This window comes from Bacillus sp. bc15 (assembly GCF_900142585.1).
Taxonomy (GTDB): Bacteria; Bacillota; Bacilli; order Bacillales; family Bacillaceae_G; genus Bacillus_A; species Bacillus_A cereus.
Genome location: NZ_FRBJ01000004.1, coordinates 1 through 24783 on the forward strand (window position 1 = coordinate 1; position 24783 = coordinate 24783).

Sequence of the window (24783 nt, forward strand, 5' to 3'; positions counted from 1 at the left end):
ACTCATCATATATGGGAGAAATATAAGGATATCGCTAGAAAAAACAAACTAACAGTTACAGGGAAAAAGTTGTACAAAGTACGCTGTTCAACTATAGAGCGAAGCTTTGCAGACGCCAAAGAACTACATGGCTATCGATATGCTCGATTTCGAGGGCTGAAGTCTGTCCAAATGCAGGCTTATCTCACCGCAGCTTGTCAAAACATGAAAAAAATAGCCCTCCATCTGACCAAAAAAGGTCTGGTGGAGGGCTATTTTTTTGAAACTCTATTATTTTATGTTGTTTTTATTCGCTAAAATCAAAATGATTACAGAGTGTTGGGAACCCCTAAAGGGTTTCCCAACACTCTGAAAAAAATCACTCGTGTAAAAACGAGTGATTTTTTTATTTGTATAAAAGATGAAACACTCCGTCCAAACTATAATAGACGAGGTGTTTTTTTATGAAAATAAAACGGAGAATTACAATTGTTTTAATTTGTTTTATGGGCATTATGTTTTTATTGCTTTGTCGTTTAATTCAAATCCAAATTATAGATACAGAATCATTTACTGATCGCAAAATAAATTTAATTGAAAAAAGTGTTACGCAACGTACGCAATCCATTGCAGTAGACGATGGACGTGGGCAGTTTATAGATCGTAGTGGTAAAGAAATAGGTGAGGAAAAGTATCCTGTTTTAATTGTTTTTCCATTTTTACAAATAAAAAATGACATGTTAGAGAAAATCGCGCATATCATTGGTGTGTCGAGACAAGAGATCAGAAGACAAATGAAAAATAAAAAAAATGCATTTATACTGCAAGGGGAAACTGCTCCATTTCGAGTGACACGAGAGCAGATGGAGAAGGTGAATCAATTACATGTATTAGGTATTGTAGCAGCTGAAGTGCGATTAAAACAAACTGGGGAGATAAATCATTTAATTGGTGATGTAGGGGAGAACGAAAGAGAATTTCAAAAGCGATATGGAGAAGTGAAAAAAATTTCAAAACAAACGCCGATAGGTATTTCAGGATTACAGCAATCTTTTGATGAATTTTTATTGACTGATGGAGAGGCAAAAGTATTGTATCAAGTAGATCGGCAAGGAGAACCAATTTTCGGAAAGCAAGCGAAATATACTTCACCAGGAAATCCATTTTACCCAGTTAGGATTCAAACTACTTTACATAAAGGGTTGCAGCAAAAAGCAGAAGAAGTGATTGAAGCAAATGAAATAAAGAAGGGGGGATTAGTATTACTTGATGTAAAGACAAATGAAATATTAGCGATGGTCAGTAAGCCGTCTTTACAAGTAAGAGATAAGAATTTATATAAGACTACACTTGAAAATCAAATGTTAACGCCGCATTTTCCAGGCTCTGTTTTTAAAACAGTAGTTGCAGCTGCAGTCATTGATCAAAAAGTAAATTTGTTTAATCGGACATTTAATTGTAATAAAGATTTATATGGTGAAAACGACCCACAAGTTATGATGGGTACACTTAACTTCAAAGAGAGCTTTGCTAGGAGCTGTAACAGGACATTTTCCGAGTTAGGTAACGAGCTATTACAAAAGGATAGGACGGTGCTAGAAACATACGTAGCAGCTTTAGGAGCAAATGAAAAGGTCGGATGGAAAGGTTCTGTATTTCATACACCTCATTTCGAGCAAATGCCAGAAGAAAAAGGCACTACTATTTGGGGGAATGAAGAAAACAAAAATAGTAAAAAAGCGGTAGAGCAAACAGCGATTGGACAGAAAGATGTACGTATATCACCTCTAGCAATTGCTAATATGATGGCGACGATTGCGAGGAATGGAGAAAAGATGGAAGTGAAAGCTGTTGAAAAAATAGTATATAAAAATGGAGCGGATTTTTTTACATTTGAGAACCATACGTTACATGGAAAACAGCTTTCGTATGAAACAGTGAAAACATTACAAGAGTTATTAAGAGGCGTTGTAACAAGGGAGAAAGGAACAGGAACGGCATTCCGCTCGTTACCGCTCAGTGTCGCTGGAAAATCCGGGACAGCGCAAACAGGGAAAGGGACGAGGGTGAATCGCTGGTTTGCAGGTTATTTTCCGTATGAGAATCCAAGATATGCTTTAGTTGTTGTTGATCTAGAGACTGATAACAAAGTGAATAAAGTAACACCTATTTTTAAAGATATGGTAGGAGCAATCTATCAATTGGAGAATGAAAAGTAATCTTGCAATTTATAGTGAATTGTTTTCATTTCATGAAAATATCATTGTAAATGTTCAACCTTTCTAGATTTAATGTTACAATAGCAATTAGGAAAAACTGCATGGAGGTTTGGAGAATGGCAGGAGGATCAAGATTCCAACAGAAACAACAAAAACGTCGTCAAAACGGTGTTTTAAATATTGCAATCGCTATTGTATTACTATTAGTAGCTATTGTAGCATATCAATTGTTCGTTCCTAGTACGAAAGAGCAAGCATCTTCTACTGATAAGAAAGTCTCTCAACAAACAACAAAGAATGAGAAAGCTGGAAAATCAGAAGATAAAGAATCTGCTAAGAAAAAAGAAAAAGAAAAAGAGCAAGCAGAAGCTAAGCAAAAAGCTGAAGAAGAGAAGTTAAAGGCTGAGGAAGAAAAGAAAAAAGCTGAAGAAGAAGCGAAAGCTAACGAGAAAGTATCAGCTGAAAAAACTGTATCCAAGGCAAAAGAGGCTTATACAAAACCTTCTTGGAAAGCTGTAGGAACAGAACAAGGTTCATCACCAGCGATGACGTTTAAACAGGGGTCATCAGATTGGAATGAGATGCAAAGTGCAATTGCTGCAGGTATTGAAGTACCGAAGGAGCAATTAGTATTCCATTTTGTTGGAAGAGACAAAACTGGAAAGAGTAAAGCTTATGGTGACGTTCAAGATAAGCAAAGTGGAAAAAGATATTACGTAAATATTGATTGGGTAGACAATGAGGGCTGGAAACCAGTACTTGTTCAAACTCTAAACTAAAAAAGAGAAGCTCCTTAGGAGCTTCTCTTTTTTAGTTAACGCAATTTCTTTAATTTAAAATGAACAACCGCGCTATAATACGGTCTTTTGCTTTCAGGATCCATAACCATTTGATGTGAGATGTGATGAACTTCAAGCATAAGTGCTTTATTATTATCGATTTGTTCACTAATTTTTCGTTCTAAAGAAGCTAAGTCTCCCGCTTCAAAAAATTCTACTTTATCTTCTAACATTTCAAAGGTAAATGACATGAAGACGGCCCCTCTCCTATGTAATCAACTATAGTGTAACAAAGAAAAGAAGGAAATACCATGTACATTTCAATTGACATTTTTAGAAAGAGGGAATATCATACTGATAAAACCGATAAGAAAAAGGGGAATTTTTATGGGCACAGAATTTAATGGTTTATTTGATGAGTGGGCTCATACGTACGACTCATTCGTACAAGGCGAAGATATACAATATAAAGAAGTTTTCGCCCATTATGAGGATATTCTAGAGGATGTAGTTAACAAGTCATTTGGTAATGTATTAGAATTTGGTGTCGGTACAGGTAATTTAACAAATAAATTATTACTTGCTGGCCGCACAGTTTACGGTATAGAACCGTCGCGTGAAATGCGTATGATTGCAAAAGAGAAATTGCCAAAAGAATTTTCGATTACAGAAGGTGATTTTCTTTCGTTTGAAGTCCCAAATTCAATTGATACCATTGTAAGCACCTATGCATTTCATCATTTAACAGATGATGAAAAAAATGTAGCGGTTGCGAAGTATAGTCAATTGCTAAACAAAGGTGGTAAAATAGTGTTTGCTGATACGATATTTGCAGATCAAGATGCATATGATAAAACTGTTGAAACAGCAAAACAAAGAGGTTTTCACCAGTTAGCAAACGATTTGCAAACGGAATACTATACACGTATTCCAGTTATGCAGACTATTTTTGAAAACAATGGCTTCCATGTAACGTTTACGAGATTAAATCATTTCGTTTGGGTAATGGAGGCAACTAAGCAATAGAAAGAGGGATTAGATTGAGAATTGCTGTAATTGGAGCAATGGAAGAAGAAGTACGTATTTTACGTGACAAATTAGAACAAGCAGAAACAGAAACGGTTGCAGGTTGTGAATTTACGAAAGGGCTATTAGCAGGACATGAAGTAATCTTGTTAAAGTCTGGTATTGGTAAAGTAAATGCAGCGATGTCAACGACAATTTTATTAGAAAAATATAAGCCTGAAAAAGTAATTAATACTGGTTCAGCTGGTGGATTCCATCATTCTCTAAACGTTGGTGATGTAGTTATTTCCACTGAAGTTCGTCACCATGACGTAGATGTAACAGCATTTAACTATGAATATGGTCAAGTACCAGGAATGCCGCCTGGATTTAAAGCTGATGAGGCGTTAGTTGCATTAGCTGAGAAATGTATGCAAACTGAAGAAAATATTCAAGTTGTAAAAGGCATGATTGCAACAGGCGATTCATTTATGAGTGATCCGAACCGCGTTGCAGCCATCCGTGATAAATTTGAAAATCTTTATGCGGTAGAAATGGAAGCAGCAGCTGTCGCACAAGTATGCCACCAATATGAAGTTCCGTTTGTTATCATTCGCGCACTTTCTGATATTGCTGGTAAAGAATCAAATGTTTCATTTGATCAGTTTTTAGATCAAGCAGCTCTTCATTCTACAAACTTTATCGTAAAAGTGTTAGAAGAGTTAAAGTAATGTAACAAAAAGGCAACTGTCTCATATAAAGAAAATACATACAGTTGCCTTTTCTTTATTGGCAAACAAGGGGGAGAACACGATGAATGTATATCGTGGAGTTCATGAGTTAATTGGTCATACACCAATTGTAGAAATTACTCGTTTTTCACTTCCGAAAGGGGTCCGCTTATTTGCAAAGCTTGAATTTTATAACCCAGGCGGAAGCGTTAAGGATCGTTTAGGAAGAGAATTAATCGAAGATGCGCTAGAAAAAGGGCTTGTTACCCAAGGTGGAACAATTATTGAACCGACTGCTGGGAATACTGGTATTGGACTGGCACTTGCAGCATTAGAACATGATTTACGTGTTATCGTTTGTGTACCAGAGAAATTTAGTATTGAAAAACAAGAATTAATGAAAGCACTAGGTGCAACGGTCGTGCATACACCGACTGAGCAAGGAATGACCGGTGCAATTGCAAAAGCAAAAGAATTAGTAAATGAAATACCGAATTCATACTCTCCAAGTCAGTTTGCGAATGAAGCAAACCCGCGTGCTTATTTCAAAACACTAGGTCCTGAACTTTGGGATGCACTGAATGGAGAGATTAACATATTTGTTGCTGGAGCAGGAACTGGCGGTACGTTTATGGGGACTGCATCTTATTTGAAAGAAAAAAATATAGATATTAAAACAGTTATCGTAGAGCCAGAAGGATCTATTTTAAATGGTGGTAAGGCTGGTTCACATGAGACCGAAGGAATTGGACTGGAATTTATCCCGCCATTTTTGAAGACATCTTATTTTGATGAAATTCATACGATTTCTGATCGAAATGCATTTTTACGAGTGAAAGAATTAGCGCAAAAAGAAGGACTTCTCGTTGGGAGCTCTTCAGGAGCAGCATTTCATGCGAGCTTACTTGAGGCAGAGAAGGCAGCACCAGGTACAAATATTGTAACCATTTTTCCTGATAGTAGTGAGCGCTATTTAAGTAAAGACATATACAAAGGATGGGAATAAAAAATGAGAGCAAAGACAAAGTTAATTCATGGTATTCGCATAGGAGAACCTTCAACTGGATCTGTAAACGTACCGATCTATCAAACAAGTACGTACAAACAAGAAGCGGTTGGTAAGCATCAAGGATATGAATATTCACGTACAGGTAACCCAACACGTGCAGCTTTAGAAGAAATGATTGCTGTATTAGAAAATGGTCATGCTGGATTTGCATTCGGTTCTGGAATGGCTGCTATTACAGCGACAATTATGTTGTTCTCAAAAGGTGACCACGTTATTTTAACAGATGATGTTTATGGTGGAACGTATCGTGTTATTACGAAAGTATTAAACCGCTTCGGTATTGAACATACATTTGTAGACACAACAAACTTAGAGGAAGTTGTAGAAGCAATTCGTCCAAATACGAAAGCGATCTATGTGGAAACACCAACGAACCCATTACTAAAAATTACTGATATTAAGAAAATATCTACTCTTGCTAAAGAGAAAGATTTATTAACAATTATTGATAATACATTCATGACGCCATATTGGCAGTCGCCGATTTCTTTAGGAGCAGACATTGTACTTCATAGTGCAACGAAATATTTAGGAGGTCATAGTGACGTAGTTGCAGGTCTAGTAGTGGTAAATAGCCCACAACTAGCAGAAGACCTTCACTTTGTACAAAACTCAACAGGAGGTATTCTTGGACCACAAGATAGCTTCTTACTACTTCGCGGTTTAAAAACATTAGGAATTCGTATGGAAGAACATGAAACGAATTCACGCGCTATTGCTGAATTCTTAAATAATCATCCAAAAGTAAATAAAGTATATTACCCAGGTCTTGAATCACATCAAAACCACGAATTAGCAACAGAACAAGCAAATGGATTTGGTGCTATTATTTCGTTTGATGTAGATAGTGAGGAAACATTAAATAAAGTACTTGAGAAACTGCAATACTTTACACTTGCTGAAAGCTTAGGAGCAGTAGAAAGTTTAATTTCTATCCCATCTCAAATGACACATGCATCAATCCCAGCAGATCGCCGTAAAGAATTAGGAATTACAGATACATTAATTCGTATTTCTGTCGGTATTGAAGATGGTGAAGATTTAATTGAAGATTTAGCACAAGCGCTAGCGTAATAAAAAATGCACTGCTAATGTGGAGCAGTGCATTTTTTATTATGTTAATTTGTGAAACATTTCACAAATTAGACATACACAAATGAAATGATTTCATGTATATTGAATTCATGAAATGTTATTCACGAGTAAACTTGTGAAATGTTTCACAAACAATGGGATTCATGTAGGACGGTAACTCTATTTTTTTTCGCTAATCGGGACTTATTATGACCTGTAGGGACTTATAAAGACCGTGATAACAGAATAGGAGGAAATTTACATGGTAGTCAAAGAGAAAGTTGTAAATGAAATGCAAGAGGTAAAAGAGATGATTGATACGTTAGTAAATAACGGTCAACAAGCTTTACAAGCATTAGAAAGTTTTACACAAGAGCAGATTGACAACATTGTTCATGAAATGGCATTAGCAGGTGTTGATCAACATATGCCACTTGCAAAATTGGCTGTTGAAGAAACAGGCCGTGGTGTCTATGAAGACAAATGCATTAAAAATATTTTTGCCACTGAATATATTTGGCATAGTATAAAGCAAGATAAAACGGTAGGAATTATTCACGAAGATCCTCATGAAGAAATAATAGAAATTGCAGAACCTGTCGGTGTAGTAGCTGGGGTAACACCAGTAACGAATCCAACGTCGACAACAATGTTTAAAGCTTTGATTGCGATAAAAACGAGAAATCCAATTATTTTCGCATTTCATCCTTCTGCACAAAATTGTTCGGTGGCAGCAGCGAAAACCGTATATGATGCAGCAATGAAAGCTGGTGCACCAAAACATTGTATTCAATGGATTGAAAGACCGTCTGTCGAAGCGACAAAACAATTAATGAACCATGAGGGTGTGGCACTCGTTCTAGCAACTGGAGGCGCTGGTATGGTGAAATCAGCTTACTCTACTGGAAAACCAGCACTAGGTGTAGGTCCTGGTAATGTACCGTGTTATATAGAAAAATCAGCACATGTAAAACGAGCTGTTAATGATTTAATTTTATCGAAAACATTTGATAACGGTATGATTTGTGCATCGGAACAAGCAATCATTGTCGATAAAGAAATCTATGATGATGTTAAAACAGAAATGATCGAAAACAATTGTTACTTTGTAACAGAAGAAGAAAGAAAAAAATTAGAAAAGCTCGTTATAAATGAAAATACATGTGCAGTAAATAGTGATATTGTAGGAAAATCAGCACAGTATATTGCCGAATTAGTTGGGATTACTGTTCCTGAACATACAAAAATGCTTGTAGCTGAAATTCAAGGTATCGGAGCAGCATACCCGTTATCTCGTGAGAAACTGAGCCCAGTATTAGCCTGTGTGAAGGCGAATTCATTAGAAAAAGGATTTACATATTGCGAAGAAATGTTGAACCTCGGTGGTTTAGGACATTCAGCAGTTATTCATTCTACAAATAAAGAAGTGCAAAAGCAATTTGGATTACGTATGAAAGCTTGCCGTCTCATTGTAAATGCACCTTCATCACAAGGTGGAATAGGGGATATATATAACGGATTTATTCCATCACTTACACTTGGTTGTGGTTCTTACGGAAAAAATTCAGTTTCCCAAAATGTAACAGCGACTCATTTATTAAATATAAAAAGGCTGGCAAATAGAAAAAAGAATATGCAGTGGTTCAAATTGCCGCCAAAAATTTATTTTGAAAAACATGCTACAGCGTATTTAGCAAATATGCCTAACATTTCACGTGCATTTATTGTAACGGATCCTGGAATGGTTGAACATGGCTATGTGGATACAGTCACGCACTATTTAAACAAGCATGCAAATGATGTGAAAATTGAAGTTTTCTTTGAGGTCGAACCAGATCCATCAGATGAAACTGTCTTTAAAGGTGCGGAAATGATGAGAAGCTTTAAGCCAGATGTAATTATCGCACTTGGTGGTGGTTCAGCTATGGATGCAGCAAAAGGAATGTGGTTATTCTATGAGCATCCAGAAACGACATTCTATGGCATTAAACAGAAGTTTTTAGATATAAGAAAACGTACATGTAAATATCCGGAATTAGGAAATAAGGCGCAGTTTGTTGCGATTCCAACAACATCAGGAACAGGATCAGAAGTGACACCATTTGCGGTTATTACAGATAAGAAAAATAATATAAAGTATCCGCTCGCAGATTATGAATTAACACCAGATGTAGCAATTGTTGATCCGCAATTTGTAATGACAGTACCACCACATGTAACAGCAGATACTGGTATGGATGTTTTAACACATGCAATTGAGGCGTATGTGTCTGTTATGGCAAATGACTATACAGATGGATTAGCATTAAAAGCTATTGATCTCGTATTCAAATATTTACCGAGAGCATATAAAGATGGAAATGATGAAGAAGCACGGGAAAAAATGCATAACGCTTCTGCAATTGCAGGGATGGCATTTGCAAATGCTTTTCTAGGTATTAATCACAGCTTAGCACATAAAATTGGTCCAGAATTCCATATTCCGCACGGACGTGCAAATGCAATTCTTATGCCGCATGTAGTCCGCTATAATGCTATTAAGCCAAGAAAACACGCATTGTTCCCAAAATATGAGCACTTTGTAGCAGATGAACGCTATGCACATATTGCGAGAATGCTCGGGCTTCCAGCAAGCTCAGTAGCAGAAGGTGTGGAATCACTCGTCAAAGCAATTATTGAGCTTGGAAAAAGCTTAAATATTAATATGAGTATTGCCGGACAAGGGGTAGATAAAGAGCAATTTGAAGAGGTTGTTGGAGTATTAGCAGAAAGAGCTTTTGAAGATCAATGTACAACTGCTAATCCAAAGTTACCGCTTATTTCAGAGCTGAAAGAAATTTATATGGAAGCATATAAAGGTGAATAATGATTAAAAAAGAGCCGCAGTAAAGCGGCTCTTTTTTTGTTGGAAAACATCTCCCAGAATGGCTGTATTTACTGGTCTTTCAGTTTCATAGAATATGATAAAGTGAAATGGAGGAGTGAGAATATAATGAAAGAATTACAAGGGAAAATAGAAGATTATACTAGGTTCGGACAAATTCTTCTCGCTGTAAGTACATTGTTAATGGTTGGCTTGTTGATTCCGGATGGAGCAAAAGAGACAATCCAATTTTTTGTTATGATGGGGAGCATCGTTATATTTTTAAGTTTATCGTTCTTTTTCTTTCAGCGTGTGAAAGTGATGCGTGACCAGTTAGAGGAAAATGAATGTGAATAATATTGTTAACTAGAGCACGGCGAAAAGAAAGAATCTTTTTGTCGCGCTTTTTGTTTTTTGTAGAAAAATGTATGCGTTTCATGTTGACAATGATAATCCTTATCAATTAAAGTAGAATAGTAGTTAATGATTATCATTATCAATTAGAGGTGAAGGAATGAAAAAATCTATTACGCTATTTACAGCGTTTTTATCTATTTTTTTCTTGTTAATAGGTTGCAGTGCCAAAGAGGACGAAAAAGCGTCTGCAACCAAAACAGAAAAAGGAAAAGAAAAAATCGAAATTACCGACCTGTCAGGGAGAAAGGTAACATTCGATAAAGTACCAGAAAGTTTTGCAACATTAAGTATGGGAGACATGGATATTATTCATGCTTTAGGTGGAAAAGTAGTAGGTCGTCCGGATACGAAATTAACTCTTCCAGAGGAGTTAAAGAAAGCAAAAGTAATCGGGAATGCACATCAACCGAACTTTGAGCAAATTGCTAGTTTAAAGCCCGATGTACTTGTTGCTAACAATGGATTCCAAAAGAATGTGCCAACGGTTGAAGGACAGGGAACGAAAGTAATCATTTCTTCTGCGAATTCTGTACAAGATATTCAAAAGAATATTGAATTATATGGAACGGTAATGAAGAAAGAAGATAAAGCAAAAGAACTTAATCAAAAAATCAATGATCAAATGAAGAAATATGAGAAAAAGAGCGATGTGAAAGCATTGCTAGTGTATGGCGCACCAGGTACTTATTTAGCGGCATTACCAACATCTTTATCAGGTGATGTTTTAGAAAAAACAGGCGGGAAAAATATTGCTTCTGATTTTCCAGAAACGAAAGAATATCCGCAATATGCACAGCTAAGTGTAGAACGTATTATTGAGGCGAATCCAGATGTCATTTATTTAATTACACACGGAGATCCAAAAAGTGTGAAAAAAGCATTCGAAGGCGAAATGATGAAAAATGAAGCGTGGAAAAATTTAGATGCAGTAAAACAAAACCGCGTAGTTATTTTGCCACCTGATTTATTTGGATCTAATCCTGGGACAAAAGTTACAGAAGCAATGGACTTTATGTATAAAAGTATACAAGATGTAAGGAAATGATACGTATGGAAAGTAGTGAAGTAGTAAGAGAAAAGGAACATCCTTTTGCGAAAAAAAGATGGATAATAGCAGTTACTTTAGTTGTATTAACAATTCTAGGCCTCTTTTACGGACTTTTCGCAGGAAGTTTATCTTTTTCTGTACGAGACATTCTAACAGGTATACAAGATGAAGGTTCGACAGTTCATCGAATTGTATGGGATCTTCGCATACCGAGAGTTCTCGTTGGGTTTATAGTAGGAACATGTTTAGCTGCATCTGGTACACTGCTGCAAGGGGTTATGAGAAACCCTCTTGCAGATCCTGGTATTATCGGGGTTTCATCTGGGGCAGGCCTTGTAGCAATTGTCATCATGATTTTATTCCCACAGCATCTAGCTTTTTTACCACTAGGGGCGTTTTTAGGAGCTTTCATAACAGCGATGGTTATTTATGCTTTATCATGGCAAAAAGGGGCACCACCTTCAAGAATCGTCTTAGTAGGAGTGTCAATCAATGCATTAATTGGTGCAGCAACGTCAGCTTTAATGTTATTACATAATGACAAAGTACAATCCGTGTTACCGTGGCTAGCGGGCGGCATTGGTGGTGTAAGTTGGGCACATTTAAACATGATTATTTATTATGCAATATTCGCCATTATATTAGCTTTCTTTGGTATTAAGCATATTCGAGTGTTAATGCTTGGAGATGAAATGGCAAAACTATTAGGACATAATGTGGAAAAAAGTCGGTTTTATTTAATCGTAGTAAGTACATTATTAGCTGGAATTGCGGTAAGTGTGTCTGGTCTTATTGGATTTGTCGGTCTTGTCGTACCACATATGCTACGTTTATTAGTTGGAAATGATTATAGATATTTGCTACCTTTATCATGCCTTGGCGGCGGGGTATTACTTGTTTTTGCGGATGCAATAGCTCGAAGTTGGTTTGACCCAATCGAATTGCCTGTTGGTATTTTACTGTCCTTCTTAGGTGGTCCTTTCTTCTTATATTTAATTCATAGAGGAGGAAAACAACGTGATTTCCGTTAACAAAGTGTTTTATGCACACTCTGAAAGATTTCAAATGCAAAATATGAATGTACATATTAAGGCTGGAGAAATCGTTAGTTTAATTGGTCCGAATGGATCGGGAAAATCTACTTTGCTTCGTTTAATAGCAAGGCTACTGAAACAAAGCGAAGGGGACATCATTTTAGATGGGAAAAATATTCATATGATGAAGAGTGCTGATGTAGCGAAGCAATTAGCGATGTTACCACAAATGCATGATCATCAATTAGATTTGACAGTGAAAGAACTAATTGAGTTCGGAAGAGGTCCACATAAATCATGGAGTAGCCGCTTAAATAAAGAAGATGAAGAAATTGTTGATTGGGCATTGTCTGTTACAAATCTTGAAGGGTATGAATATCGTCTTTTACATTCTTTATCAGGAGGGGAACGGCAACGTGCTTGGATTGCGATGACGCTAGCGCAACGTACAAATGTCTTATTATTGGATGAACCAACAACCTTTTTAGATATCGTTCACCAGTTGGAAGTAATGGAACTTGTGAAACGATTAAATGAGGAGTTTGGAATGACAATTATAATGGTTTTACATGACATTAACCAAGCTGCTCAATATAGCGATCGTTTACTCGTATTAAAGCGAGGAAAGATTCAGTATGATGGTATACCAGAAGAAGTACTATGCCATGAAATGTTTCAACATGTATTTGGCATAGATGTAGATATTTTTCAAGGAAATGACAAACCGTTTTTTACACCGAAACGAATTTCTAGAAGGGGAGAAGAGCGATGCAAACAGAAGAGCGTATTACCACTGAATTAGTAAGAGAATTTGTTATGGCAGCTCACGGGGATTTAGAGAAAGTACAAGAGCTATTGGTTGAATCACCAAGCTTACTTCACGCCTCTTATAATTGGGGTGGATCAGATTGGGAAAGTGCGTTAGGCGCATCGGCACATGTAGGTCGTAAAGATATTGTTCTTTATTTACTAGAAAAGGGTGCTCGGATGGATATTTTTGCAGCAGCTATGCTTGGTGAATTAGAAGTTGTACAAGCTATTTTAGTAGCTCAACCAGAAGCATTGCGTGCATCTGGCCCTCATGGTATTTCTCTTCTTCAACATGCACGAATGGGTGGAGAGAAATCTAAGCGTGTATATGATTATTTAGCAATACTATCTTAATGAACGAAGGAAGTTCTTATGTGCGGTAAACTTTTCACTTGAAACAATTGGAAAGTTTACCGCCCGTTAGAACGGGATAAGTATCTAGTATATTTGAAAATCCTACACCCCCCTCAATTGTAGTTTTCTTTATGCTAGTTATGATATGGATGCAGTGGACAATATTTGTCTACTGCTTTTTTTAGTTATTAAGAATGAATATTCTGTATTTTATCGTTGGTTCATTTATCCCGCTATTTTCCAGGCAGTAAGACTCCCGCCTAAAAATTCGGCTAAAGCAAAGAAGTTAGACGGGAGATCCACTGCCCGTAAACGCCTAGTTGGTGAAGGCTAATAATCAGTGGGGATGAACAAAATTTCCCACTGATTAAAGTTTCACTTTATAATAAATAGTAACATTTCGTATACACACAAAACGTGATCGTGAAATGAAGAAAAAATTAGTGGAAAGGAGTGCCAGCATGTTTCATACAGAACGTTTACAAATTCGCAAATATACAATGGATGATTTACAGTTCTACGCTTCACTATGGGGGAACGAGAAGGTAATGCGTTATATTGGAAATGGGATGTTAAAAACATATATGCAGTGTAAAAAAAGTCTGGAGGAATGGGTAATTCCTAGCTATAAAAACGGTCTCGGTTTATTTGTATTGATTGAAAAGGAAACGGGAACAAGAATTGGTCATGCAGGGCTGGTAAAGCAGAAGATAGATGGAAAAGAGGAAATTGAAATTGGTTATTGGTTACTTCCTCAGTATTGGGGAAAAGGGTATGCAAAAGAAGCGGCGGCAGCATTTCGTGACTACGGTTTCCAAGCATTACGAATGAATAAATTAATTTCTCTTATTAATCCGAATCATCCCGCCTCAATATTTGTTGCTAGAAAAACCGGGCTCAGCTATGAGAAAACAACGTCATTTCATGGAATCGATGTTCTAGTTTATTCTATTAAGCGTGTTGGATGAAAAAATTACTTTTTTAAAGGTAAATTGCATTTTTTGAAGAATGGTATATGAAAATAAAGGGAGGGGTTACATGTACATTTATCATAATGGACTTATTATTCGTGAGGGAACGAGTAGCGTACCAGCATATGCAATTAAAGCTTTGTTTGAAGATGCCGGTTGGAGTAATGATAATATCCCTTCTTGGCAAATTGAAAAATTTACGATAGCATTCGAAAATTCAACATGGGCTTTCACAATTTGGGATGAGGAAGAGATGGTTGCGATGGTTAGAGTCATTTCTGATGGAATTATGATTGCGAACATAGTAAATTTAGTTGTGAAGTGTGAATATAGAGGGAAGGGATTAGGTAAGAAGCTTGTAGCTCTTTGCCTGCAAAAACTTCCCCACGGTGATTGGTTTGCGCATACATCAGCGAACAATTTTGATTTTTATAGAAGTTGTGGATTTGAAGTTAGAGAGCTATCGAGAAATGGAACATGTGCGTATTATGGATACCAAGTCGCGAAAAGAGATGGTCACCGATAAATGAATGGAAAGTAAAAAAGTATAGCGAGGTAATTTTGAGACTTTTGATAATAGAGAATGGATTGAGGCTCGTTTTATGATAAAATAAAAGAAAATTCTGTTTATTATTAGGGGGATAAAAATGAGTGTAAAAGCTGGGGATGTATTTAAATATGAAAGAAGATTTACTGAGGAAGAAGTTTTTGAATTTGCAAATATTACCGGTGATAAAGGTAGACACCATGTGGAATACGATGAAAATGGAAGATTAATGGTTCATGGTTTATTGACTGCTAGCATTGGGACGAAAGTGGGAGAAGAGTTACATTACATAGCAAGAGAATTAGTAAGTGAGTTTATTAGACCAGTTTTCACAGGAGATACGATCACTTGTGAACTAACTTTAACAAATGTTGAGCAAATGGAAGGCTATAAAAAAGTTTCAATCGAGTCAGTTTATCGCAATCAGCATGAAAAGACTGTACTAGTTGGGACAAGTTATGGAATTATAAGGGGATAAAAAAGAAGCCTGTTTAACAGGCTTCTTTTTTTTATTATTTAATAAACACGTTTTCGATTTTCCGCATAACTAGAGATGAGTAATAATGCAGTTTCTTCTCCTATATTACGAACAATATGAGGAACGCATGCATTCCATGAGAAAGAATCACCTTCTTCTACAATTGCAATATCTTCACCGTGCTGAACTTCTAGTTTTCCGCGTAATACAAGGTGACATTCTTCCCCTTCATGGGCATTTGGTGAGTTTTCTTTCGGGAATCCAGTAGGGATTTCTACTAAAGATAGGCGAAGGCCCCCTTGCTCCGCAACATGTTCAATTCTTTGCTCATCTTTGCCGTATACACTGTATTTCCGTTCTTCTTTTTTGACAATTTTTAATCGATCTTTTTGCTCTAACAATAAATAGGGAAGGGGAACGTTTAAAAAATTGGAGATCGTTTCTAAAGTTGAGATAGATGGTGATGTTTTATTATTTTCAACCTGACTCATAAATCCTTTAGAAAGACCTGTTCCCTCGCAAATTTGTGCAATTGTTATGCCTCTACGTTGACGGATTTCACGTATTGCAGAACCAATATTCATAAAATCAAGCTCCTTTTTGTAAACAACTATTTGTATCATAGCAAAAAAAATATATTTTTTCCCAGTGAAAATGAATTGACGAATAAAAAAAATTAGTGTATGTTTTGTAATGTAAATAAAAGTTTTGTATAAGAAAACTATAAAGGAGAGAATGAAATGAATCAACATATTGGTAACTTAATTATTCGTATCGTGTTAGGGGTAACATTCTTCATGCACGGTTTAACAAAATTCCAATCAGGAATTGACAATATTGCAGGGTGGTTTACAAGTATTGGTTTACCAGGAGGACTTGCATACGGTGTAGCAACAATGGAAGTAGTTGGTGGGCTATTATTAATTCTAGGTTTAGGTGTAAGATATATTGGGTTATTATTTGCACTTGTTATGGTTGGAGCAATCGTAAAAGTGAAATGGTCAGCTGGTTTATTGGGAGATGGAAAAAATCCTGGTTTCGAATTAGAACTTGCATTATTAGCAATGGGTGCATACTTATTTATTGCAAAAGCTGATGGTTTTGTAGATAATTTCTTAAAAGAAAAAATGTCAAAGAAGAACTAATTTAAATGGGGGGGCTAACAAGATGAGTTTTCAACTTCATCCCGATACAACACTTGATGTTGTTCATTTATACGTATCTAATGTAAAGAAATCACTAGAGTTTTATACGGAAGTACTAAGTATGAAGGTGCTAAGAGAAGAAGAAGCAGTCGTTACATTTGGGAATGAAAATGATGAACCACTTCTTATCATTGAAGAAAAGAAAGAAGCTTTTCCGAAGCAAAGAGGAAGAACAGGGTTATATCATTACGCAATTTTATTACCAAGTAGACAGGATTTAGCGAATGTTCTTCGTCATCTTGTAGAGATGGTATATCCACTACATGGCGGAGCCGATCATTACTTTAGTGAAGCTCTTTATTTAGCTGATCCAGATGGAAACGGGATTGAAATTTATCATGATCGACAAAAAGAAGTTTGGCGTGATGAGAATGGAGAACTCCCATTTGTTAGTAACCCGTTAGCTGGTGAAGAATTATTACAGCAAGGAAGTACATGGAATGGCTTTCCAGCTGGTACTGTGATGGGGCATATTCATTTTCATGTAGCTGATTTAGAGGAAGCGAAACGTTTCTATGTTGATGGTCTTGGTTTTGAAGTAACGATTCCAGCTCGTAATGGAGCATTGTTCGTATCTGCAGGTGGTTATCATCATCATATCGGTTTAAATACATGGCAAGGTGAAGAGGTACCACCGCAAATGCCAGGTTCTGTTGGTTTGAAATATTTCACAGTTGTACTAGCGAATGAAAAACAAAAAGAGCAAGTATGTGAAAGCTTAAAAAATATTGGCAAGATTGCTACGTACAAAGATGGAATATTACAAGTCGAGGATCCATTTGGACATTGTATCCATTTCAAAATAAAAGGAGAAGCCTAAAAAGGCTTCTCCTTTTATTTTCTTATAATTGCTTTTTCGTTTTGTAAAAATAGTTCATCAAATTGTTTTGCAAGCTCAAAATCTAGTTTCGTTAAACCTTTTGCATTCCAAGATGACAAAGTAATAATAACTGCTTTATACTGGATAAGGATAAATGGATGGTGATTATGTTCTTCTGATAGTTTGGCGGCTTCAGAGACAAATTCGACTCCTTTTAAGTAGTCGGAAAACATATATTTTCGTTCAATCCATTTCTCATCTTTTACCATCCATTTATCTACCTTCAATAATTCTTCGTGAACTTCTTCTTCAGTTAATCTTAGCATCATTTTTCACATCCTTTACTGGAAGTAACGCAAGACCATTGTTAATAAGGCGTGTTACAGCTTCGTCAGTTGTGAAAGTAGAAAGTTGATGTAGTAATGCTGCCGATGTTTCATGCCCTTTGTTATGCTCTAAAAGTAACTCTAATACTTCAAGGCGCAGCAACCATTCTTTCGCATAAAATTTATTTAATACTTCTTGAATTGCTACTAATTGATCGATATGCGCGTCGTGTAAAATCCCTTCACTTCGAATATCTCGAACTGTTTGATACATACGTTCAAGTTCATTCAGTACAAGTGGAGCAGGAATTTCGTGAACTTCTTCATCCATTGGGAAAAATGCTGCGGCATCTGCGGCACCTGGGAATACTGAAGTGATTTGTGAGCCAACAGCCATATCAAATGCGCCCCATGAAGCATCAAATAAAACGCGGGCGTTATAAGTAACTGTGCAATCGATAAAGGAAATAAGAGCAATTTTCTTATCGTTTTTTACAATATCTGTTACTGTTCCTTTTACATGAATACCACTTGCAAAAGTAAACTCAGCGATAGTTCCAATTGTAATCCCTAATGATTGTAGTTGTTCGTCTGTACAATTTTCTAATGCAATATTTTCAGTGAGTAATCCAATCGGAGTTCCAAATCCGTCACTGTGTACAGAAGTAGAATGATTTGCTAACTGTTTATTATGAAGCGCTAATGCCGTTGGCGAATTTGTTCGCATGTAAATTAATTCACCTGCATCGTTTTCAATTGTCTCGCTAAATGTACCTGTAATTTGTAATCCACTATTTAGCTCAGCTGTTGCATAGTTCTCAGAGCGAATTGCTTTTTCTAAACCTTCTTTTCCACCTGTTTTAAAGGCCATTGTTTTAGAAAATGTTTCAAGCGCATCTGTTAATTCTTCAAAGGATTCACAAACAAATAGTTGTGGTTGCATTTTTGTTACGTCATAAGTTGTCCCTGTACATGCTTCGATAGAAAATGGAACCTTTTCTACAGCGTCTGTTAAGCAATGTTTGCTTTCGCCAACAGAAGAAAGGAGACCAGCACCATATATTTTTGGATCATCTATATTTCCGATCAATCCATATTCTACTGTCCACCAGAAAAGACGTGAAATTTGTTCAGCTTCTGATAAACCAGAAACTAAGTTTTGTTTTTCAATTACAGCATTTTCAGCAGCCTTAACTTCATCAGGAGTAGAAGTAGGGCTTTCTTTTACTATCGTTAATGTACGAACAGCTTCAAATGCATCATGTTCTTCTTTTGTAGAGAAAGCTTTTGCACCAATTTGCCCAAAACGTTTCACATATTTTGCATATGTAGGATCAAGTAAAATCGGTGCGTGTCCTGCGGCTTCGTGTACGATATCTGGAGCTGGTGTGTACTCGATATTTTCTACTTTCCGAATATCTGTTGCGATCGGTAGTAATCCGTGTCCTTGAAAATCGAAGAATGCTACGCCGGGAATAAGTCCGTCAATCGTTACAGCGCCCCAGCCACTTGGTGCCAAACACTCATTCATTTCTTCTACTTTTGGAATTGCATCTATATTAATACCAGATGATTGTAGTCCGTTCACATAGGCTGGATGAGCAACGTCTTTTAAGAAGCTATGATTTTGTCTCATAATGTAACGCCACACAGCGTGATTCACCGGTGTGTATTGATCATAATGTTGTGTGGATACGAATGGTTTTAAATGCGATGGAATTTCTGTTTTCTTTGTCATTTAGACATCCTCCTTTTTTTCTATAAAATTGAATATCGATTTCGTATAGCTTGTATCACCTCCCTTCATAATTTGTAAGCGCTTATAAAATTTTATCATAAGATTCGGAATTATTTAACATCTGTTTCTGTGAGAAATAGAAAAAGCCCCTATCGGAAAGTCCGATAGGGGCGAAAGAATCGCGGTACCACCCTATTTGTAAGTGAAAATATACTTACATCTCAATTAATGATAACGGAAAAATTCCGTCTTTTCCTTCATGCATAAAAGCACTACGAAAAAGAAGCTCCAGAATTGTAATTCATACTTATATATGTGCTAATTTCCACCGACCATTAGCTCTCTGTAACAGGGATATAAGATACTACTGCGATTCTTTCAACGCGTATATATGAAATTGTGTAAGAGGATGGACGCAAAAAAGTCCCTATCGGAAAATCCGATAGGGACGATAAAAATCGCGGTACCACCCTATTTGTAAACAACTAATTGTTTACCACTCACTTTACGATAACGGAAAGATCCGTCTTTCTCTTCATGCATAAAAAGCATTACGGGAAAGAAGCTCCAGAATTGTAATTCACGCTTGTATATGTACTGATTCGCACCAACCATCAGTTCTCTGAGACAGTGATATAAGTCGCTACTAGTATTCCTTCAAAGCCGATATATAATTCGTTCAACTAAACTATGTTTTGTATTATAAAACTATATTAAAAAAATTGTCAACAAAAATTTTTTATCCCGTGTGAATGAGCAGTAAAATTCCTACCTCAAAATTGGGTTGGAGTAAAGAAGTGAGAGGGAAGATTAACTGCCCGTAACTCCCGATTGGTGAAGGCTAATAATCAGTGGGGATGAACGAAATCTCCACTGATTAAAGTTTCACTTTATTTCACTTCTAAACTAACAGCTAAATTAGAGGTATTGCCAGCTGCATCAGTTGCTACAATGTGAATAGTATTTTTCCCTTCTTGTAATTGAGTGCGATCGAAATAAATGTCATAGCTTTTCTCCCAAGGGTTCAGGAATGCCTGGTCCCATACACCATTTCCGTTAATTTCATATTGCATTCTCACTGGAATACCAGGTGCTATCCAACCAGATTCTGACATCCAATCTAGTAGAATATCATCAACTTTTCCTCTAATTACGAGATTTTCTTGGTCAACTTCGTATGTTAACTTAGGTGCAGTTCGATCAAGAAATACAGCAGCTGTTTGTTTTGTTTCTCCGCCAGAATTAGAAGCAACTGCTTCGATTTGATATAGCCCGTCAGCTAAAGGAGTGCCATCGGTTTTTGTACCATTCCATTTGAAAGGTTTGTATCCAGGAGTTGCATTTTTAGCTTGATGGATAATCCCTTGATACGTTACACGTTCTTTCGTAACTAAATTTGCATGCAATGTTACATCATCCACAGGCGCAACTAAATAGTAGTTGATGAGATTATCATCTAGTACGTGGTCGCCATTTGGGCTAAAAGTAGAATTAATAATTTCAAGTCCATCGATACGTTTATAATCTTTAGGATCGATACTAAATGTGAATGGAATTCGAATTTCTTCTTTTGCCCCTTGTTCTTTTACATATACATTTCCAGTATACACACCTTGTGGTAGTGAGCTATCTACAGTGATAGTAAATGGTTTTTCGGTACTACTATTCGGTTGAATGCTAATCGATGAAGGGACAGAAGCTTTTACTTTTGTGTTTGCATCTAGTAACTCCACACGAGTTGAAAAACTTTTCTTTTTACTAGAAAGGTTTTGTAATGTAACATTTTGCGTCAGTTTTACTTTTCCGCTATTTGGCTTAATAAGACCAAAGCTGACATTGTTAGGTTTTACTAATACATTTGTTTGAGCTGCTTTCGGAATGTTAATTAAACCTGATCCTTGTGCCATAACAGGGTATGTATTTTCATTGACATCATGTAATGTTTTTGCATTGTTAGCAAGAGCCGCTTTCAATTGTTCTGTCGTCCAATCAGGATGCATTTGACGCAAGAGGGCAACCGCTCCAGCTACTTGCGGAGCAGCCATACTTGTTCCGTTATGCGATTCATAGCCGCCTCGCGGTACTGTACTAGTAATTTGTACTCCAGGTGCAACAACATCAGGCTTTATTAGCCAACTTCCTTGTGATGGTCCTCTTGAACTAAAGTTACCGATAAGTTCTGTTTGCTTTGGTTGTCCAATTTTTATATTTTTCTTTCGTTTTGTAATTAAAGTTTTTAATTCTTCCCCATTTGTATTTGATAATTGCATTACTGGGACAGCTAGATGTTCACGTGAAAAATATTCCGGCATCATATTAATTTCTTTTTCGCTAGAGATTAATAACACACCAAGTGCCCCAGCTTGCTTCGCTTGTTCTGCTTTTACTAATGTACTAGAAGTACCTTGTAAAATAAGTGCGAATTTCCCTTTCACATCTTGTTTTGCATAATCACTTGGATTGCCATAACCAACGTATACAAGAGGGGAATCATTTCCTATTGGAAAATCGGATTTTGATAACGGTAACCCTTGATATGTTTTGCTGGAACCAGCTACTTGGAATGTTGGAAACGGGATAGAAACCGTAGATGCTCCAACAGAAATGACACTACTTGCGTTACCGGGAGCATCAACAGACCAAGGTTTTGGTCCGTCATTTCCATTTGAAACGACAGTAGTAACACCAAGTTTCGCTGCTCGTTCTAACGTTAATGTTACAGGCTGATCAGGTACATTTAAATCCTGCCCAAGGGAGAGATTTAACACATCTGCACCATCTTGAATCGCTCGCTCAATCCCTTGGATAATATCATCTGTTGTACCAGTTCCACCGTCATTCATTACACGATAGGCTAGAATAGAAGCGTTTGGAGCAACGCCTTTAATTTTTCCATTACCCGCAATAATTCCAGCTACATGAGTACCATGTACGTTACCATCCATTGGATCGCTATCTTCATCAACCGTGTCATATCCACCGATATAATTTGCCTTTAAGTCAGGGTGTGTATAGTCTACGCCAGAGTCGATAATGGCTACTTTCATGCCTTTTCCATCAAGCGGTTTGCCAGATTGATCTTTTAAATTCCACGCGTCAGGTGCACCAATTGTCGGTCCACCGATATTTGGTGCTTCTTCGTTAGTAGTACTTTTTGATGTTTCATGCAATTTATATGTTAAGTTCGGATAGACTGCTTTTACTTCAGGTAAAGAGGCAAGAGAGGTAATTTGATCTCCAGGAACTGAAATAGAGAATCCGGAAAATAACGTATTATACACTTCTTTAATTTTTGCACCAGGTGCTTTTTCTTTTATTTTCTTAGTCGTATCTTCTTGTGCTTTTTTTAGTTCAGCATGATAAGACTGCGCATTACTATTTTGTAAATCTGGAGCATGCTGAATATTACTTTGAGCAGCGAGAGGTGCATGTTGCAATTCTACAATTACTGATATTTCTTTTGTTGTTTTCGTTTCAACATTTTGAGCAATTTTATGTTCTCCCCACTGTTCAATCGTTGTTTTTAATTGTGGACTAAATTGCTTCTCCTTTTGTAGTGATTCAGCATGAGTGCTTAAAGCTCCAAAACTAGAAAAGACAAGCGCCATGCTTAATAGTGTAGATGTAGTTTTTTTCATTGATACTCCCCCTAATAAAAAGTGCCAATATTCAGAAATGGAATCTTACATTTTAGTTAGAACTTATAAATATAAATGTTGGCTAAACTATACTTTCGACATAATTCATACCAATCCTCTATGAATTGAAAATTTCTTGGGAAATTTTTTCTGATTATGTCGAATCGATATTTTTCACATATTGTAGGAAGAAAGTGAGGAATGCTATGAGGGAAATGGAGTGATGGTATGAAAAGGCTAATAGTAAGTGGTAGTGTAGTGTTGTTTATGTTTTTATGTTCTATCGCTATTACTAGCGCAGAAAATAATAGTGTGAAAGTTGCTTTTATTCGTCATCATAACCTTTGGATTAAAGTTGATGGGAAAGAAAAACAACTTACAAAAGGAGAGAACATAACAGGGCCAAAGTGGTCACATGATGGAGAATGGCTGGCATATGTAAAAGGGGAGAAACAAAATATTCTTGAGTTATATCGGCTGAAAGATGGAAAGAAAGTTACGCCGTTTCACTCAGAAGCATCGAATTATCAATGGTCACCAACAGAAAATATAATTGCATTTATATTTACAGGTACATTGAATACATTTGATGTAGAAAAAAAGAATGCAGATTTTGAAAATGTATCGGCTGGTGTGGGTGATTATGCATGGTATCCTGATGGAAAGAACTTTCTTGTATCCTCTGAAGCGCACTTACTTCCAACAGGATGGACAGGGGCTCAGCTATATGAAGTGCAAAAAGATGCACATATGAATCCTCACAAAATGAAGCATTTGTATGCATTGCCAAATGAACATGATGATTTTCTAGCGCTAGTAGCAAGTGGCTTTAAGTGGTCACCAGATCAAAAGTGGATTTCATTTTTAGCGGTACCGACAGCTTCATGGTCAGCTGATAGTAATACGCTTTGCTTAGTTCGAGCAGATGGTAGTCGGTTTGAAATAGTAGATCAAATGCTATTAAATACAGAATGGTTCAAATGGGCGCCATCAAAAAACATATTGGCTTATATTGAAGGAAGCGGGAGAGTTGCATTAGAGAATAAACATTTAAAAATAAAAGAACTGCCAGCACTCCAGCAGCAAACATTTACGCCGAAAGGATATGTGGATTGGGATTTTACATGGAAGAACGATAATGTAATTATCGTTTCACGAGCAAAAGAGGGAGGGTTTGAAACTCTGCCAGAAAAAAGGCCATTTCCATCTTTATATGAGATAAATAGCACAAGCGATAAACAATATCAAATTACAAAGTCATCTAATAAGCAAGGCGATTATCATCCAATTTTCATGAAGAAGAGCAATCAATTAATATGGATACATTCAGATCGTAAGAAAGCTAATATATGGATAGCTCATAGTGATGGAAAACATGAAAAAAAGTGGATTGAAAATGTAGATATACCAGAGTGGTATTATGAGAAATGGAATTGGGAAAATGTTATCTCGGTGAAAGAAGAATAAAAAACTGCCTAAAAGATTGTTTTAGGCAGTTTTTTACTGTTATTTATGTGTTTTATTTGGCTTTTTTTTCGCTGGGTTTCCGTTCCCTTGGCGCTTTCTATTTCGTTCATCTTTTGCTTGTTTTTCATGTAGTGTATCTAAAAATTCATTCGAGTTACTCATGTTTATATCTCTCCTTTCATTTTGTCATGATTACTATAACCATTTAGGA

The 24783-nt window shown here is 36.5% G+C and carries 24 protein-coding genes, 1 pseudogene and 2 other annotated features; of the genes and pseudogenes, 19 read left to right on the forward strand and 6 right to left on the reverse strand.

Features of this window, described 5'->3' with window-relative positions; all coding sequences use genetic code 11:
- From BUA87_RS15540 to BUA87_RS15550, 3 genes and pseudogenes are all read left to right on the forward strand, one after another.
- Window positions 1-308, forward strand: a pseudogene (locus tag BUA87_RS15540) (transposase); the annotation flags it as partial.
- A 135-nt stretch (window positions 309-443) separates the two neighbouring features.
- The gene (locus BUA87_RS15545) at window positions 444-2198 is read left to right on the forward strand and encodes a peptidoglycan D,D-transpeptidase FtsI family protein (RefSeq protein ID WP_000695142.1); all 1755 of its coding nucleotides are present in this window, start codon (window positions 444-446) and stop codon (window positions 2196-2198) included.
- A 116-nt stretch (window positions 2199-2314) separates the two neighbouring features.
- On the forward strand, window positions 2315-2977 hold the full coding sequence (locus tag BUA87_RS15550; protein WP_000897094.1) for a YrrS family protein: 663 nt from the start codon (window positions 2315-2317) through the stop codon (window positions 2975-2977).
- A 35-nt stretch (window positions 2978-3012) separates the two neighbouring features.
- On the opposite strand, the gene BUA87_RS15555 is transcribed toward BUA87_RS15550, so the two are convergent.
- Window positions 3013-3228, reverse strand: coding sequence for a YrzA family protein (locus BUA87_RS15555; protein WP_000010984.1), 216 nt, complete (start codon window positions 3226-3228; stop codon window positions 3013-3015).
- 136 nt (window positions 3229-3364) lie between these two features.
- Between BUA87_RS15555 and BUA87_RS15560 the strand changes: the two genes are divergently transcribed.
- The 13 genes from BUA87_RS15560 to BUA87_RS15630 all read left to right on the forward strand — a co-directional run bounded on the left by BUA87_RS15560 (window position 3365) and on the right by BUA87_RS15630 (window position 15378).
- Window positions 3365-4003 carry a class I SAM-dependent DNA methyltransferase gene (locus BUA87_RS15560; RefSeq protein WP_000536323.1) on the forward strand — a complete coding sequence of 213 codons (639 nt, stop codon included), beginning with the start codon at window positions 3365-3367 and terminating at the stop codon, window positions 4001-4003.
- A 14-nt stretch (window positions 4004-4017) separates the two neighbouring features.
- Complete coding sequence (gene mtnN / locus BUA87_RS15565) at window positions 4018-4713, forward strand: 5'-methylthioadenosine/S-adenosylhomocysteine nucleosidase (RefSeq protein ID WP_001217027.1); 696 nt, start codon at window positions 4018-4020, stop codon at window positions 4711-4713.
- Between the two features lie 82 nt (window positions 4714-4795).
- Window positions 4796-5719, forward strand: coding sequence for an O-acetylserine dependent cystathionine beta-synthase (locus tag BUA87_RS15570; protein ID WP_001103877.1), 924 nt, complete (start codon window positions 4796-4798; stop codon window positions 5717-5719).
- 3 nt (window positions 5720-5722) lie between these two features.
- Entirely contained in the window at window positions 5723-6856 is a 1134-nt protein-coding gene (locus tag BUA87_RS15575; protein ID WP_001201921.1) for a bifunctional cystathionine gamma-lyase/homocysteine desulfhydrase, read from the forward strand.
- 262 nt (window positions 6857-7118) lie between these two features.
- Window positions 7119-9722 (forward strand): bifunctional acetaldehyde-CoA/alcohol dehydrogenase, encoded by a 2604-nt coding sequence (gene adhE / locus BUA87_RS15580; RefSeq protein WP_000260463.1) that lies wholly within the window; start codon window positions 7119-7121, stop codon window positions 9720-9722.
- Window positions 9723-9848: 126 nt separating this feature from the next.
- Window positions 9849-10076: a YrhC family protein gene (locus tag BUA87_RS15585; RefSeq protein WP_000661454.1), complete on the forward strand. Its 228-nt coding sequence runs from the start codon at window positions 9849-9851 to the stop codon at window positions 10074-10076.
- Between the two features lie 157 nt (window positions 10077-10233).
- Complete coding sequence (locus BUA87_RS15595) at window positions 10234-11181, forward strand: ABC transporter substrate-binding protein (protein ID WP_000748441.1); 948 nt, start codon at window positions 10234-10236, stop codon at window positions 11179-11181.
- Window positions 11182-11186: 5 nt separating this feature from the next.
- On the forward strand, window positions 11187-12215 hold the full coding sequence (locus BUA87_RS15600) for a FecCD family ABC transporter permease (RefSeq protein WP_072940348.1): 1029 nt from the start codon (window positions 11187-11189) through the stop codon (window positions 12213-12215).
- The gene (locus BUA87_RS15605) at window positions 12202-13020 is read left to right on the forward strand and encodes an ABC transporter ATP-binding protein (RefSeq protein WP_000626528.1); all 819 of its coding nucleotides are present in this window, start codon (window positions 12202-12204) and stop codon (window positions 13018-13020) included. Before BUA87_RS15600 ends, BUA87_RS15605 begins: the two co-directional genes overlap by 14 nt.
- Window positions 12987-13382, forward strand: coding sequence for an ankyrin repeat domain-containing protein (locus BUA87_RS15610; protein ID WP_001192767.1), 396 nt, complete (start codon window positions 12987-12989; stop codon window positions 13380-13382). The genes BUA87_RS15605 and BUA87_RS15610 overlap by 34 nt, the downstream gene beginning before the upstream one ends.
- A 428-nt stretch (window positions 13383-13810) precedes the next feature.
- The gene (locus BUA87_RS15620) at window positions 13811-14350 is read left to right on the forward strand and encodes a GNAT family N-acetyltransferase (protein ID WP_072940208.1); all 540 of its coding nucleotides are present in this window, start codon (window positions 13811-13813) and stop codon (window positions 14348-14350) included.
- Window positions 14351-14420: 70 nt separating this feature from the next.
- Window positions 14421-14879: a GNAT family N-acetyltransferase gene (locus BUA87_RS15625; protein WP_000276127.1), complete on the forward strand. Its 459-nt coding sequence runs from the start codon at window positions 14421-14423 to the stop codon at window positions 14877-14879.
- A gap of 121 nt (window positions 14880-15000) precedes the next feature.
- On the forward strand, window positions 15001-15378 hold the full coding sequence (locus BUA87_RS15630) for a hotdog family protein (RefSeq protein WP_000111564.1): 378 nt from the start codon (window positions 15001-15003) through the stop codon (window positions 15376-15378).
- A gap of 38 nt (window positions 15379-15416) precedes the next feature.
- Here the strand turns inward: BUA87_RS15630 and BUA87_RS15635 are convergent, their stop codons facing one another.
- Window positions 15417-15962 (reverse strand): helix-turn-helix domain-containing protein, encoded by a 546-nt coding sequence (locus tag BUA87_RS15635; RefSeq protein ID WP_001020693.1) that lies wholly within the window; start codon window positions 15960-15962, stop codon window positions 15417-15419.
- Window positions 15963-16118: 156 nt separating this feature from the next.
- Here BUA87_RS15635 and BUA87_RS15640 point away from each other — a divergent pair, with 156 nt between their 5' ends.
- Both BUA87_RS15640 and BUA87_RS15645 read left to right on the forward strand, forming a co-directional pair.
- Complete coding sequence (locus BUA87_RS15640; RefSeq protein WP_001071555.1) at window positions 16119-16523, forward strand: DoxX family protein; 405 nt, start codon at window positions 16119-16121, stop codon at window positions 16521-16523.
- A gap of 22 nt (window positions 16524-16545) precedes the next feature.
- Window positions 16546-17403 (forward strand): VOC family protein, encoded by an 858-nt coding sequence (locus BUA87_RS15645; protein ID WP_000009846.1) that lies wholly within the window; start codon window positions 16546-16548, stop codon window positions 17401-17403.
- 14 nt (window positions 17404-17417) lie between these two features.
- Here the strand turns inward: BUA87_RS15645 and BUA87_RS15650 are convergent, their stop codons facing one another.
- From BUA87_RS15650 to BUA87_RS15660, 3 genes are all read right to left on the reverse strand, one after another.
- Complete coding sequence (locus BUA87_RS15650; protein WP_000979537.1) at window positions 17418-17732, reverse strand: 4a-hydroxytetrahydrobiopterin dehydratase; 315 nt, start codon at window positions 17730-17732, stop codon at window positions 17418-17420.
- A complete protein-coding gene (locus BUA87_RS15655; protein WP_044784495.1) occupies window positions 17713-19467 on the reverse strand; it encodes an aromatic amino acid hydroxylase in 1755 nt (584 codons plus the stop codon). The genes BUA87_RS15650 and BUA87_RS15655 overlap by 20 nt, the downstream gene beginning before the upstream one ends.
- A 163-nt stretch (window positions 19468-19630) precedes the next feature.
- Window positions 19631-19858 (reverse strand) — a binding site (T-box leader).
- Window positions 19859-19908: 50 nt separating this feature from the next.
- Window positions 19909-20137, reverse strand: a binding site (T-box leader).
- A 220-nt stretch (window positions 20138-20357) separates the two neighbouring features.
- Entirely contained in the window at window positions 20358-23105 is a 2748-nt protein-coding gene (locus BUA87_RS15660; protein ID WP_072940211.1) for a S8 family peptidase, read from the reverse strand.
- Between the two features lie 228 nt (window positions 23106-23333).
- Between BUA87_RS15660 and BUA87_RS15665 the strand changes: the two genes are divergently transcribed.
- Window positions 23334-24572 carry a TolB family protein gene (locus BUA87_RS15665; protein WP_071713635.1) on the forward strand — a complete coding sequence of 413 codons (1239 nt, stop codon included), beginning with the start codon at window positions 23334-23336 and terminating at the stop codon, window positions 24570-24572.
- 39 nt (window positions 24573-24611) lie between these two features.
- Here the strand turns inward: BUA87_RS15665 and BUA87_RS15670 are convergent, their stop codons facing one another.
- Window positions 24612-24734, reverse strand: coding sequence for a DUF4023 domain-containing protein (locus tag BUA87_RS15670; protein WP_016512308.1), 123 nt, complete (start codon window positions 24732-24734; stop codon window positions 24612-24614).
- Between the last annotated feature and the right edge of the window lie 49 nt (window positions 24735-24783).